This window comes from Gemmatimonadaceae bacterium (assembly GCA_036504815.1).
Classification (GTDB): domain Bacteria; phylum Gemmatimonadota; class Gemmatimonadetes; order Gemmatimonadales; family Gemmatimonadaceae; genus PNKL01.
On record DASXUN010000010.1, the window covers coordinates 14,928 to 27,822 of the forward strand.

14 protein-coding genes are annotated in these 12,895 nt (G+C 70.2%); 2 read left to right on the plus strand and 12 right to left on the minus strand.

What is annotated here, in order from left to right:
* Positions 1-214: 214 nt before the first annotated feature.
* Genes pdxH through VGJ96_04260 form a run of 5 tightly spaced genes read right to left on the minus strand, consistent with a single transcriptional unit; the run spans position 215 to position 3,479 of the window.
* Positions 215-850 carry a pyridoxamine 5'-phosphate oxidase gene (gene pdxH / locus VGJ96_04240; GenBank protein HEY3286314.1) on the minus strand — a complete coding sequence of 212 codons (636 nt, stop codon included), beginning with the start codon at positions 848-850 and terminating at the stop codon, positions 215-217.
* 30 nt (positions 851-880) lie between these two features.
* Positions 881-1,543: a phosphoribosylanthranilate isomerase gene (locus VGJ96_04245; GenBank protein HEY3286315.1), complete on the minus strand. Its 663-nt coding sequence runs from the start codon at positions 1,541-1,543 to the stop codon at positions 881-883.
* A 42-nt stretch (positions 1,544-1,585) separates the two neighbouring features.
* Positions 1,586-2,185 carry a class I SAM-dependent methyltransferase gene (locus VGJ96_04250; GenBank protein HEY3286316.1) on the minus strand — a complete coding sequence of 200 codons (600 nt, stop codon included), beginning with the start codon at positions 2,183-2,185 and terminating at the stop codon, positions 1,586-1,588.
* Positions 2,182-2,910, minus strand: a complete 729-nt coding sequence (locus VGJ96_04255) for an NAD(P)H-binding protein (GenBank protein ID HEY3286317.1) — start codon at positions 2,908-2,910, stop codon at positions 2,182-2,184. The genes VGJ96_04250 and VGJ96_04255 overlap by 4 nt, the downstream gene beginning before the upstream one ends.
* A 44-nt stretch (positions 2,911-2,954) precedes the next feature.
* Positions 2,955-3,479, minus strand: coding sequence for a signal peptidase II (locus VGJ96_04260; GenBank protein HEY3286318.1), 525 nt, complete (start codon positions 3,477-3,479; stop codon positions 2,955-2,957).
* Positions 3,480-3,582: 103 nt separating this feature from the next.
* On the opposite strand from VGJ96_04260, the gene hrpB reads away from it, so the two are divergent.
* Positions 3,583-6,111, plus strand: coding sequence for an ATP-dependent helicase HrpB (hrpB, locus tag VGJ96_04265; GenBank protein ID HEY3286319.1), 2,529 nt, complete (start codon positions 3,583-3,585; stop codon positions 6,109-6,111).
* A gap of 195 nt (positions 6,112-6,306) precedes the next feature.
* On the plus strand, positions 6,307-8,514 hold the full coding sequence (locus VGJ96_04270; protein HEY3286320.1) for a GAF domain-containing protein: 2,208 nt from the start codon (positions 6,307-6,309) through the stop codon (positions 8,512-8,514).
* Here VGJ96_04270 and VGJ96_04275 read toward each other — a convergent pair.
* From VGJ96_04275 to VGJ96_04305, 7 genes are all read right to left on the minus strand, one after another.
* The gene (locus VGJ96_04275; GenBank protein HEY3286321.1) at positions 8,511-8,987 is read right to left on the minus strand and encodes a DinB family protein; all 477 of its coding nucleotides are present in this window, start codon (positions 8,985-8,987) and stop codon (positions 8,511-8,513) included. The genes VGJ96_04270 and VGJ96_04275 overlap by 4 nt on opposite strands.
* A gap of 17 nt (positions 8,988-9,004) precedes the next feature.
* Complete coding sequence (locus tag VGJ96_04280) at positions 9,005-9,310, minus strand: MscL family protein (GenBank protein ID HEY3286322.1); 306 nt, start codon at positions 9,308-9,310, stop codon at positions 9,005-9,007.
* A gap of 27 nt (positions 9,311-9,337) precedes the next feature.
* The gene (locus tag VGJ96_04285) at positions 9,338-9,784 is read right to left on the minus strand and encodes a DUF1569 domain-containing protein (GenBank protein HEY3286323.1); all 447 of its coding nucleotides are present in this window, start codon (positions 9,782-9,784) and stop codon (positions 9,338-9,340) included.
* Between the two features lie 79 nt (positions 9,785-9,863).
* Positions 9,864-10,223 carry a rhodanese-like domain-containing protein gene (locus VGJ96_04290; protein ID HEY3286324.1) on the minus strand — a complete coding sequence of 120 codons (360 nt, stop codon included), beginning with the start codon at positions 10,221-10,223 and terminating at the stop codon, positions 9,864-9,866.
* 94 nt (positions 10,224-10,317) lie between these two features.
* A complete protein-coding gene (gene hypE, locus VGJ96_04295; GenBank protein ID HEY3286325.1) occupies positions 10,318-11,382 on the minus strand; it encodes a hydrogenase expression/formation protein HypE in 1,065 nt (354 codons plus the stop codon).
* Positions 11,379-12,494 carry a hydrogenase formation protein HypD gene (hypD, locus tag VGJ96_04300; protein HEY3286326.1) on the minus strand — a complete coding sequence of 372 codons (1,116 nt, stop codon included), beginning with the start codon at positions 12,492-12,494 and terminating at the stop codon, positions 11,379-11,381. The genes hypE and hypD overlap by 4 nt, the downstream gene beginning before the upstream one ends.
* Complete coding sequence (locus tag VGJ96_04305) at positions 12,491-12,808, minus strand: HypC/HybG/HupF family hydrogenase formation chaperone (protein ID HEY3286327.1); 318 nt, start codon at positions 12,806-12,808, stop codon at positions 12,491-12,493. Before VGJ96_04305 ends, hypD begins: the two co-directional genes overlap by 4 nt.
* Positions 12,809-12,895: the final 87 nt, after the last annotated feature.

Sequence of the window (12,895 nt, forward strand, 5' to 3'; positions counted from 1 at the left end):
TCGGGGCGCCCGTTTTGCTTTCGGCTGACTTCTTTCACCACGGAGACACGGAGGACTGCCTGAGGGCCACGGAGGACCTGCAAGTGCTTGGAGCAACCGCACGCGCCTCGCAGCGTACTGCTTGGCGCGCCGTCGTGACCCCCAGTTGTGGTAGTTCTCCGTGGCCCTCAGGTCGTGCTCCGTGCCTCCGTGGTGAAGAAATCCGCCGAAGCCGCTACGGAGCCAGCCGCTCGATCACCCAGCGCCCGTCATGCCGCGTGTACTGGAACCGGTCGTGCAGGCGGTTGATGCGCCCCTGCCAGAACTCGAACGTCTCGGGGATGACGCGATAGCCGCCCCAGAACGACGGGAGGGGAATCTTGCCGTCGGCAAACTTGCGCTTCATCTCGTCCCATTTCATCTCGAGCAATTGCCGCGACGAGATGACGGAACTTTGCGGCGAGGCCCACGCCGCCAGCTGACTGCCGACGGGCCGCGTGAGGAAGTACGCCGTCGCATCCGCCACCGAGACCCGCTCGACGGGACCGGTGATGAGGACCTGACGCTCGAGCGCCACCCACGGGAAGAGCAGCGCCGCGTGCGGATTCTCCGCGAGCTGCTTCGCCTTGCGACTCTCGAGGTTCGTGAAGAAGACGAAGCCGCGCCGGTCGTACTGCTTGAGCAGCACCGTGCGCGCCACCGGGCGGCCGTCGCGCCCGGCCGTGGCGAGCGACATCGCATTCGGCTCGGGAATGCCCGACTGGCATGCCTGGTCGAACCAGGCGCGGAACTGTTCCACCGGATCGTCGTGCAGTTCCTCGCGGGACACGCCCACGGTGGAGTACTGCTTGCGCATGTCGGCGAGGTTCATGAAGCGAGGTGTGAGAGTGGCTCCCTGAAGCTAACGCTCGACGACCGCCGCGCGCAGCGCCGTCGTGAACGCGTGCAACTTGGCGGCGTCCAGGGCGCCGCCGGTGCGAACGCCCGAGCAGATGTCGATGCCCGCGGGGCGCACCTCCCGCACCGCTCGCGCGACGTTGTCCGCACGCAACCCGCCTGCCAGGAAGACCTGCCGCGGGGCGACAGCGCGCACCAGCTCGGCGCTCACCGACCAATCGTGCGTGCGTCCGGTGCCGCCGAGTTCGCGCACGGCGCCCGCGGGGTTGCCCGAATCCAGGAGCAGGGCGTCGGCGTCTTCGGCGAGTGCCAGCGCCGTCTCGATGGCCTCGGGTCCGCGCACGTGAATGACCGGAACGAGCGACACGCCCGGCAGCAGCGCGCGCAGGGCGCGCACGGCCTGCGGCGTCGGCGTGTCCACCAATTGCACGGTATCGGTGCCGGCCTCGCGCACCTGTGGCGCGATTTCCGCCGGATCGGTGCGGCTGGTCAGGAGAAATCGCCGCGCACGTCCCGCCATCGCGCGGGCGATCACGCGAATGTCGAGGTCGGGAATCGGGCCGGGACCGCTCGGCATGGCCGACACCAGGCCGAGCGCGGTGGCGCCATGGGCAAGGGCAAGCTCGGCTTCCTGCACCGAGGCGATGCAGCAGATCTTCAGCTCCATCACGGCCGTCCGGGGCGAAGGCCTGCCGCGCGGTGCATGCCGCTACTCCGCGCGCTCGAGCGCGAGCGTCGATCCGCGCAGCGCGTCACCGACGTAGCAGTGCATGCCCATCGCGGTCAGGCCGGCATCGCGAAAGGCATGCCGGTACCAGTCCGGCGTCCGGTGATGCCAGTGCCGCTTGTCGCCCTCGAGTTCGTCGCCGCTCGTGAAGGCCTCGAGGTAGGCGACGCCAGCGAGCAGTCCGGCGACGGCGCGCAGCCCCGGTCCGAGTTCCTCGGCGGGGATGTACTGCAGCACGTCGCAGCAGACGATCACGTCGAAGCGTTCGGTGAGGCCCAGTTGTCCCAACGTGCCCAACGTCCCGGTGCGAATGCCGCGCGTGCGCCCGAAGCGCGCGACGGCGTACTCACTGGAGTCGATCCCCACGTACTCGGCCTTGGGACGCTCGTCGAGGAAATGCGACCGCCAGGCGGCCTCGCCGCAGCCGACGTCGAGGATCGAGCGCACGGGCCGCTCGAGCAGGGCCTCGGCGATGCCGAGCACCAGGCGCACCTTGCGTCGCACACCGGCCGGCGTGTTCACGCGGTGCCGCGGATCGCGATACCAGCGGTCGAAGTACTCCTGATCGTAGCGCTTGCTCATGCGGCGGCGGTCCGCAGCGCGCGCCGGACGTCGGCGGCGTCGGCAATCACGCGTCCGTCGGGAGCGTCGAGCGCGAGGCGCACCATTCCGGCCGCGAGGGCATCGCCGGAGAGCGTCGCCCAGCGGTCGTGCAGCTGGTGCGCGCCCAGTCCGGCGACGGCCCGCAGCAGCGCATCTGCGGCGACCGACGCCACGCGCTCGGCGACGCGCCGTTCGTCGCGATCGCTCCCCGAGATGAACGAAGGCCGCACGATGAGATACGGCAGGCCGCTCTCCTGCAGTTCGCGCTCGAAGCGTCCGCGCACCGCGAGATAGGGATTGCGGCTCGACTCCCGGGCGCCGATGGACGAGAGGTAGGCGAATCGGGGGCGAATGCCGGCCGCCAGCACCGCGCGCAGCAGCAACGCCGACAGCCCGTAGTCCACGGCCTCGTAGCCGGCCGCGACGCCCGTCGCACGCTCATCGCGCGCGGCCCGCGCCCGGGTGGTGCCGAGCAGGGCAAAGACCAGGTCCGGGCGCAGGCGCGCCATCGTGCGCGCCAAGTCGTCGGTCCACGGCGTCGCGTCGACGGCGGCGCCCGCGGCGGCAAAGCGCGACGTCCACGCGCCAAGCGCCGGCGAATCCGGGCGGACATGCGCCACCGTGCGCACGCCTTCGCGCGCCAGTCGTTCGGTGACATGGCGGCCCGTGTAGCCAGTGGCCCCCGCAATGAAGGCGGTCGTCATGCGGCGAATCTATGCCGCGCGCCGTCGCGCGGAGAGGCGGTGCATCACGCCGGCGGCGGCGCGTCCTCGTCCTTGGGCGCCACGGCATCGGCGGCCACGGGTTCGCGCCACGTCAGGATCGCGAGGATCACGGCGCCCACCGTCACGCCCGAATCGGCCACGTTGAACGTCCAGAAGCGCGCGCTGCCGATGCCGACGTCAATGAAGTCCACCACGCCCTGTGCGCTGCGCAGGCGATCGACGAGGTTGCCGGCCGCGCCGGCGACGATCATCCCCAGCGACGCCGCGAGCCACGTGGACGTCGGCGGCAGGCCGCGCCACATGCGCACGATCACCGCGATCATCACGATGGCGACGACCGAGAAGATCACCCGCGACGACGGGCCCAGGTGCATGTTCATCGCCGCGCCGGTGTTGTACGTCAGCGTCCAGCGCAGGACGTCGCCGATGACCGCCTGCGGCTGGTGCAGCGGCAGCGACGCCTCGGCGATCCGCTTGGTGACGATGTCACCGGCGAGGACGCCGAGCGTGATGGAGACGAAGAGGCGGTCGCGAATGTTGGAGAACATGCGAAGGGAGGGGAGCGTCGTGGACTGCGTGGTGACCCCACCCTAAGTTACCGCGGCGATGCCCGTGACGGGAACCCGCCCCGGTGCGATCCTTCCCCTGGCCGTGAGCGCGCCCCGACTTCCCATCGACGACGTCATTCCCGCGCTGCGCGAAGCCTTGCGCACCGTGGGCCGTGCCGTGCTGGTCGCACCGCCCGGCGCGGGCAAGACGACGCGCGTGCCGCTGGCGCTGATGGACGAACCGTGGTGCACCGGCCGGCTGCTCGTGCTCGAACCGCGTCGCCTGGCCGCGCGCGCCGCCGCGCACCACATGGCCCGCCTGCTGGGCGAGGACGTGGGCGGCACGGTGGGCTATCGGGTGCGCCTCGAGTCACGGGTCTCGTCGCGCACGCGGGTGGAGGTGGTCACCGAGGGCGTGCTGACCCGCATGCTGCGCGATGACGCGATGCTCGACGGCGTCGCCGCGGTGCTGTTCGATGAGTTCCACGAACGAAACCTCCACGCCGACCTCGGGCTTGCGCTGACGCTGCACGCGCGGGCCCTGGTGCGCGACGACCTGCGCCTCGCGGTGATGTCGGCGACCATCGATGCGGGACCCATCGCGGCGCTGCTCGGGGAGGCTCCGGTCATCCGCAGCGAGGGACGCCTGCATCCGGTGACGACACGGTACCGGCCAGCGCGCGACGGTGAACGCATCGAGGGCGCCGCAGCGGCGGCGGCGCGCGCCGCGCTCGCCGCGGACGAAGGCGACGTGCTTGTTTTCCTCCCCGGCCAGGGTGAGATCGCGCGCGCCGCCGTGCTGCTCGACGCGCTCGACCCCACGGTGGACGTGATTCCGCTCTATGGTGCGATGCCGCTCGAGGCACAGGATCGCGCCATTCGCCCCAGCGCGCCGGGCCGCCGCAAGGTGGTGCTGGCGACGGCCATCGCCGAGACCAGCTTGACCATCGAGGGCGTGCGCGTCGTGATCGACAGCGGACTGTCGCGCGTGCCGCGCTTTGACGCCCGCAGCGGCATGGCGCGGCTGGTGACGACGCGCGTCTCGCGCGCTTCGGCGGACCAGCGCCGCGGGCGCGCGGGGCGGGTTGCACCGGGAACCTGCGTGCGACTCTGGGCCGTGGGCGAGGACGCGCAACTGCTGGCGCAGCGCACGCCGGAGATTCTCGAGGCCGATCTCGCGCCGCTGGCGCTGGAGCTCGCGGCCGCCGGCATCGAGAATGCCGGCTCGTTGCGCTGGCTCGACGCTCCCCCCGAGGGGGCGCTGCAGCAGGCGCAGGGGCTGCTGCGTGATCTCGATGCGCTCGACGACCGCGGGCGGATCACGGCGCATGGACGGCGGATCGCGGCGCTCGGGGCGCATCCACGCCTGGCGCACCTCGTCGCGCGCGGACACGACCTGGGCCACGGCGCGCTGGCCTGTGACGTGGCGGCGCTGCTGGGGGAGCGCGACATTTTCGACCGCGAGTCCGCCGCGGGCGATGCCGACCTCGCCGACCGGGTGCGCGCCCTGCGTGACCCCGACTTCGCTCGCGCCCGTCGCACGGACCGCGCGCGGGCACAGCGCGTGCGGCAGGAGGCCGACGCGCTCGGGCGCGGACTCGGATTGTCGCGTGGCGACGGACAAGATGGTTCGCGGGCGCGGCCGTGGACCGATGCGATGACCGACGCAGTGGGACTGTTGGTGGCCTTCGCGTATCCCGACCGCCTCGCCCGCCAGCGCATCGGCGAGCCCGGGCGCTACCTGCTGCGCAACGGGCGCGGCGCCGCATTTGCGGTTCCCCAGACGCTCGGCGCCGCCGAGTGGCTCGCCGTGGCCGACGTGGACGGCGATCCGCGCGAGAGCCGTATCTGGATGGCCGCGGCGGTGACCGCCGCCGACGTGACGACGCACTTCATGCCGCACGCCGTGGACGAGATCGTCCGCCACTGGGACGGCGCGCGGCGCGTGCTGCGACTGTCGCGGGTGACGCGCCTGGGCGCGATATCCCTGCGCGAGCGCCGCCTCGACGCGCCCTCGGCCGACGAGGCGGCCGCGGCGCTCGCGGCCGTGGTGCGGGACGAAGGTCTCGCCGTGCTGCGATGGGATGAACGCGCCAAGCGACTCCGCGAACGCCTCGCCTTCGCGCGCGGGTGCGACCCGGAGTTTCCAGACGTCAGCGACGCGTCGCTGCACGCCACGCTCGACGACTGGCTGCTCCCTGCCCTGCAGGCGAATGGTCGGCTGGACGCTCTGGCCCGCGTGGACGTCGCCGATGCCCTGATATCGCGCCTTCCTTGGAAGTTGCGGGAGCGTCTGGACGCTTTGGCGCCGACCCATTGCGTGGTGCCCAGCGGGTCACGACTGCCGATCGACTACGCGGATGCCGCGGCGCCGGCGCTTGCCGTGCGCCTGCAGGAGCTCTTCGGGTTGGCCGACACGCCGCGCATTGGCGGCGGGCGCGTGCCGCTCACGCTGCACCTGCTCTCACCGGCGCACCGCCCAGTGCAGGTGACGCGGGACCTCGCCGGCTTTTGGGCACGCTCATACTTTGACGTGCGCAAGGACCTGCGCGGCCGCTACCCCAAGCATCACTGGCCCGAGAATCCACTCGAGGCGGCACCCACCGCGCGGGCCAAGCGACGCGGCGAATAGGCACTTTGGCGCCACACGGCGTCACGCCAGCCAGCGCCTGTTACGTTATCTTCCGTGCGCCAGTCGGTCACGCCGTGGCAGGCTGGCGTCGCGGCGCCGGTCGTTCTGCCGCGCACTGTCGGTCGCACTCGGAAGTGAGGAGCAGTGCCGCAACTCTCATTACTCCGTCGGATCGCTTCGGAGCGGCGTCTGTTCGTGACGCTGGTCGCGGTGATGGTGGTTGCCGAATTCGGCATCATGCGGTTTCTCGACTCGCGCTCCACCCTGCCGTGGACCCTCCACGCGTTGCTCGACGTGGGATTGCTGGTGCTGCTGGTCTTTCCGCTCGTCACCCTGGTCTTCCTGCGCCCGCTGAAGACCCACAGCGTGGATATTGCCAAGTCCAACTCGCTGCTGCGCGAGCGCGAGGCGGAGTTGCGGGCGAGCCTGGAGGCCACGGTGGACGGTCTCCTGGTCGTGGACGACCAAGGCAAGATCGTGCAGGCGAACCGACGCTTCGCTGAGCTCTGGGGCATTCCGGCGTCGCTGCTGGCGCGCGGCGACGACCGCGCGCTGCTGCAGTTCGTACTGGATCAGCTTGTCGACCCGGCGGCGTTCCTGGCAAAGGTCGAGGAGCTGTATGCCACCAGCGCCGAGGACGAGGACGAGCTGCATTTCAAGGACGGCCGCGTCTTCGAGCGCTACTCGCTGCCGATGATCGCCGACGGCGCACGCATCGGCCGGGTCTGGTCGTTCCGCGACGTCTCCGAGCGCCGCCGCGCCGATCTCGAACGCGACGTGATGCGTGAGATCGCCCAGAGCATTGCCTCCTCATCCGACCTCAGCGGGCTGCTGCGGCTGATGCACCAGTCGCTGCGACGCGTCTTGAGCGCCGAGAATTGTTTCGTCGCGTTGTACGATCGCGATTCAGGGCGCTTCAGCTTCCCGTATTTCGCGGATGAGCGCGGCGAGGCGCCCACGCAGCCGGTGGCGATTCCGCTGAGTGGCACGGCCTACGTCTATCGAACCGACAGGCCGGCACTGATCACCCCTTCGGTCTTTCGCGACCTTGTCGCGCGGGGCGAGGTCGAACTCACCGGCCCGTTCTCGCCGGCCTGGATGGGTGTTCCCGTTCGCACGCCCGCCGGCGTGATCGGCGTGCTGGTGGTGCAGCATTACGAGCGCGAGGATGCCTACTCCGAACGCGACCTGGCGTTTCTCGCCGCCGTGGGCAATCAGGCGGGACTGGTCATCGAACGGCGCCTCGCGGTGGAACGCCTGCGGGAGAGTGAGCGGCGGCTCCGGGAGGCGGAAGAACTCGCGGAGCTGGGCAGCTGGGAGATGGACATGCGCACTCGGCAGGTCATCGTGTCCGAGGGGCTCTGCCGGATGATGGGGCGCGATCCGACGCGGACCAACCTCACCCTGGACGAACTTGCCGCCTATTTCCCGGCGGACGACTGGCGACAGCTCGAAGCCGGCTTCCGGACCACCGCCATCGACGGATCCCGGTTTGAGATGGTCCTGCAGGTGTTGCGCGAAGATGGCGCACGCCGGACGCAGCAGGGGACCTGCATTGCCGTGCGCGCGCCCAACGGGGACATCGTGCGACTGCGCGGCACGGTGTTCGACATCACCGCGCGCCGCGAGGCGGAGGAGGCCATCACCGCCTACGAAGCGCGACTGGAACAGGCACGACGGATGGAAAGCATCGGCCGTCTGGCGGGCGGGATCGCGCACGACCTCAACAATGCGCTCACCGTCATCCTCGGCAACACGGAGTTCGCCCTGACGAGCGAGAACTCGACGTCCCCGCTCCGCGAGAACCTCACGGAGGTCCAGACCGCGGCGCGGCGTTCGGCGCGGCTCACCCGCCAGCTGCTCGCGTACGCGCAGCGACAGACGGTGGTGCCCGCCGCGCTCGATCTCGACCGAGTCATCACGAGCGAGCAGCCGGCGCTGCAGCGCGCGCTGGGCGACGCGATCAGCCTGCGCTGGCAACCCTACGGTTCGTTGTGGCCGGTGCGAATGGACGCCGCGCAGTTCTGCGCAATGCTCGTGAACCTGTGCGTCAACGCGCGGGAGGCGGGGGCCGACGCCGTCACGCTCCTGGCTGACAACCTGACCGTCGACGCCGCGCGCGCTGCCTCACATCCCGATGCGACGCGGGGCGACTTCGTGCGGCTGCGCGTCCGTGACAACGGTGCGGGCATGGACGCGACCACGCTCGGGCGGGCCTTCGAGCCGTTCTTCACCACCAAGGGCGTCGGCGAAGGACCGGGATTGGGTCTCGCCGAGGTCTATGGAGTCGTGCGCCAGCATGGCGGCTTCGTGTACGCGTCGAGCGCCGTTGGCCAAGGCACGACGGTCGAAGTGTTCCTGCCGAGGCATGCGGCCGGCGCGGCCGCACCACCGATCGCCTAGGACGACTCGCTGCGACGTTCGGCCCGGGCCAGTATCGCGATCTGACCGGCGTGATAGGCGAGATGTTGCGCGATGCCATCCACCATGAACGTGTGCGAGTAGCCGCGGTCACCCACCGGCGCATCGAGCGCGGCGTCGGGCATGCGCTCGACGCGCACCGCGAGGCGCTCGATGACCTCGCCAAGCGCGGCGACGTCGCGCTGCCAGTCCGCATCCGTCGTCGACGACGGCGGCGCGAAGTTCTGTTCCTCCGTGGCGGCCGCTGCGGCATCGTCGAAGCGCCGCAGCGGGACCTCGGCCCAGAGCGTGAGGTGCTTCAGCAATTCCCAGGCGGTGTGCGAGCCACGGGCCCGCCGGGACGCGGCCTCCTGCGCCGTGAGGCGCGTGAGGATCTCGTGCACCGACGGACCATGCCACGGCGCGCCGTTCCAGGCGCGCCGCAGCTGGTCCGCGAGTCGCTCGCCAGTCGTCACGATGGCCTCGCGATGAACTACTTCTTGGCGACCACTTCTTCCTTCAGGATCTTCTTCGCCATCCAGAAGACGATGAGGGCGACGATGATGAAGTCGATGCCCGCGCCCAGCACCTTGCCGAATTCAAAGTTGATGCCGCCAATCGGCACAACGAGCGTCCGCCAGTCGCCGCCGGCGACCGAGGTGATGCGGCCGACGATCGGCATCAGCAGGCCGCCCACGACGGCGGTGACCAGGTCGTTGAGCTTCCCGCCGATGATGACCGCGATGGCGAGCCCGACCACGCCGTACTGCTTGAGGAACGCAACGAATTCCTTGATCACGGGTTGCTCCGGGTTGGGGACGAAGGTTCAGGCACCGAACTGCGAAAGATGATGCGCGGTGTGACGGTAAATGAGCACGCCCCAGTCGTCGTCGGAGAGGATGCCGAAAACCGGATGCGGCTGCCAGACACCGTGCGGCGGATGCGCGGCGGCACGGTCGATCAGCGTCTTGAGCGTGGCGATGTCCGACGCCCACGATGCGGGCGCTCGGGCGAGCAGTTCCCCGGCCGTCGGCGCCCCCCGGGGAAAGGGGAGTACATGAATCACGAGAGCGCGCACCAGCCGATTGCCGAGTATGGACCGCCGGCGCCGCACCGGCAACTCGCCAAGCGCCATGCGAACCGACTCGATCAGGTGCGAGACCATCCGGGGCGCCGTAAACCGTCCCCAGCGCGCTGGGGTCGCGGGGTCGAGCTGGTCAATCCGCGCCAGCAGGCCGGCGCGCGAACGCGGATCGAGGATGCTGTTCGGCATACCGTGTATAGTTAGGGCTGGTGTTCGCGGCGTCCAGTCGGTGCGGCGGGGGAAGTCGGCGGATGGCCGATGGCGGATGCTATTCCGTTGGAGCGCCGCTGGCGCTCCACTCGCGCCAGCCGCCCATCATCGAGCTGACCTTCGTGTAACCCATCTTTTGCAGCGAGTCGGCAGCGATGACGGAGCGGTAGCCGCCGCCGCAGTACAGGATGATCTCGGCATCCTTGTCGGGAATCGTCGCCTCGATGTCGCGCTCGATGACGCCCTTGCCCAGATATGTCGCGCCCGCCGCGTGCCCCGCGGCCCACTCACTCTGCTCGCGAATGTCCACGAGGTGGGCGCCCGCCGCCTGACGCGCGCGCGCCTGGGCGAGCGTCACTTCCGTGACGTGCGGACGCAGGGACTCGATGAGGGCCAGAAAGCCAGGTGCGTGCGACACGGATCCTCCGGATCAGGCGGTGTCACGGAAGCTCGCCCGCTGACGGCACCCGCTCAAGGCCCGCCGATTGCGAACGCGCCGACCGCTCCGACCGCTAGCAGATGCGCGGCAGCTGATCGCCGGGCAGCAGGTCCACGACGCGCGTCCCGCCGAGCGGGGTTCGCAGCGCGACGATGCGCGGGTGCGCCGTCACGACGCGGCCGATGCGCACGGCGTCGGCGCCCACGGGGTGGGAGCGCAAGGCACGCAGCGCCGCCTCGGCCTGGGCCTCGGCGACGAACACCACCATCACGCCTTCGTTGGCCACGTACAGCGGATCGAGGCCGAGCATCTCGCACGCCGCGCGCACGTCCCCCGGCACCGGCAGGGCCGTCTCGTCGATCTCGATCCCCACATTCGACGAGACGGCGATCTCATTGAGCGTGCTGGCGACGCCGCCACGGGTGGGATCACGCAACACGTGCACGTCCCCACCCAGTGGGCGAAGCGCGTCGACGAGCGGCGCGAGCGACGCCGTGTCGCTCGTGATCGCGCTCTCGAAGGCGAGTCCCTCGCGCGCCGCCATGATGGCCATGCCATGCCGTGCGATGGCGCCGCTGACCAGGATCGCGTCCCCGCCCTCCGCGCGGGCCGGCGCCGGCCGGAACGTCGGATCGAGGACGCCGATGCCGGTGGTGTTGATGTACAGGCCATCAGCCTTCCCGCGATCGACGACCTTGGTGTCCCCAGCGACAATTGGCACCCCCGCCGCGCGCGCCGCGCGCGCCATCTCGTCAATCACGCGATCGAGCAGGGTGAGCGAGAGTCCCTCTTCGAGCACGAAGCCCGCGGTGAGGCAGACCGGACGCGCCCCCATCATCGCGACGTCGTTCAGCGTGCCGTGCACGGCGAGCGTGCCGATGTTGCCACCCGGAAACTCCACCGGGTGCACCACGAACGAGTCCGTGGAGACGGCCAGCTCCGCGCCGCCGACGGTGACGACGGAGGCATCGCCCAGCTGTGACAGCGCGGCATTCTCGAAATGCGGCAGGAAATGGCGCGCGACCAGCTGTGCGCTCAGCTTGCCGCCCGATCCATGACCCAGCTGCACGCGGTCGGACTGCTCGAGGGGCACCGGACAGCTGAGCTGCGCGGGATTGACCGGCGGGCGCTTGGTCACGACGTCGCCTCCGCCGCGTCGGTGGCCCGATACTTGGCGAGGTTGTAGTACGCGGAGCAGGCACCCTCGGTGGACACCATCGGAGCGCCAAGCGGCCGTTCGGGCGTGCAGATCGTGCCGAACGCCGCGCACTGCGGCGGCTTGATGCGTCCCGTGAGGACATCGCCCGCCCGGCAGTCGGCGGGCTCGGTGACCTTGAGCCCGCCGACGCCGAACTTCCGTTCCGCGTCGTACTCCGCGAATTCTTCGCGCAGGCGCAGTCCGCTCATCGGGATCTCGCCAATGCCCCGCCACTGCCGGTCGGCGAGCTCGAACACCTGCGCCACGAGCGCGCGCGCCGGCGGAGTGCCCTGCCGGCGCACCGAGCGCACGTACTGGTTCATCACCTCGTGCCGCCCCGCCTCGAGCTGGTCGACCGCCATCCAGATCCCTTCGAGGATGTCCACCGGCTCGAATCCCGTCACGATGATCGGCACGCGGTGCTTCGTGGCGATGGGCTCGTATTCCTCCCACCCCATCACGGCACAGACGTGCCCCGCCGCGAGAAAACCCTGCACGCGATTGTCGCTCGACTCGAGGATGGCGGTGATCGCGGGCGGCACGGTGACGTGCGAGACGAGCACGCTGAAGTTCTTCACGCCGAGATCCCGGGCGCGCCAGACCGCCATCGCGTTGGCCGGCGCCGTCGTCTCGAAGCCGACGGCGAAGAAGACGACTTCCTTGTCAAGGTGCTGCTGGGCGAGCGCCAGCGCGTCGAGCGGCGAGTAGACGACCCGCACCGCGCCGCCGCGCGCGCGCACCTGCTGCAGGTCGCAGTCGCTGCCGGGGACGCGCAGCATGTCGCCGAACGAAGTGAAGATCACCTCGGGACGCGCGGCGATGGCGAGCGCCTTGTCGATCTGCTCGAGCGGCGTGACGCAGACCGGGCAGCCCGGGCCGTGGATCATCTCGACGGCGCCCTCGAGCAGCTCGTCGAGTCCCTGGCGCACGATCGTGTGCGTCTGCCCGCCGCAGACCTCCATCAGCGTCCAGCGGCGCGTCGCCCGCGCCTTGATACGCGCGATCAGTGACTTGGCGATGTCGGCGTCGCGGTACTCCGAGAGGTACTTCACAACGACTCCCCTGCACCCTGCACATCCGGCTTCTGCGTGCGGCTGAGCGACGCGTCGGCCACCTCCGCCATCCACTCGAGCTCCTCGAGCTGGCTCATCTCCTTGAGCACCTCGAAGGTGCGGCGCGCCTCCTCCTCGTCCACCTTCGTGATGGCAAAGCCCACGTGCACGATCACGTAATCACCGACCGCCACCTCGTCGGCCACGTACTGCAGGCAGACCTCACGGCGCACGCCGCCAAAGTCGACGACGCCCATCGTGAGGCCCGCATCATCGCGGATCGAAGCGATCCTTCCGGGGATTCCGAGGCACATGTGAGTGAGGAACGGGGAGGAGGTAGAGGCGTGGGGACGGGGGATGAGTGCAGGAACGGGACAGAACCGACGGGAAGCGAGACAATA

Bases quoted from the DNA above. Each gene is read 5' to 3' on its own strand.
- pdxH (HEY3286314.1), bottom strand. From the start codon at position 850: ATGAACCTCGCCGACATGCGCAAGCAGTACTCCACCGTGGGCGTGTCC.
- VGJ96_04285 (HEY3286323.1), bottom strand. From the start codon at position 9,784: ATGCCGAACAGCATCCTCGATCCGCGTTCGCGCGCCGGCCTGCTGGCG.
- VGJ96_04305 (HEY3286327.1), bottom strand. From the start codon at position 12,808: ATGTGCCTCGGAATCCCCGGAAGGATCGCTTCGATCCGCGATGATGCG.
- VGJ96_04260 (HEY3286318.1), bottom strand. From the start codon at position 3,479: ATGTTCTCCAACATTCGCGACCGCCTCTTCGTCTCCATCACGCTCGGC.
- VGJ96_04255 (HEY3286317.1), bottom strand. From the start codon at position 2,910: ATGACGACCGCCTTCATTGCGGGGGCCACTGGCTACACGGGCCGCCAT.
- VGJ96_04250 (HEY3286316.1), bottom strand. From the start codon at position 2,185: ATGAGCAAGCGCTACGATCAGGAGTACTTCGACCGCTGGTATCGCGAT.
- VGJ96_04245 (HEY3286315.1), bottom strand. From the start codon at position 1,543: ATGGAGCTGAAGATCTGCTGCATCGCCTCGGTGCAGGAAGCCGAGCTT.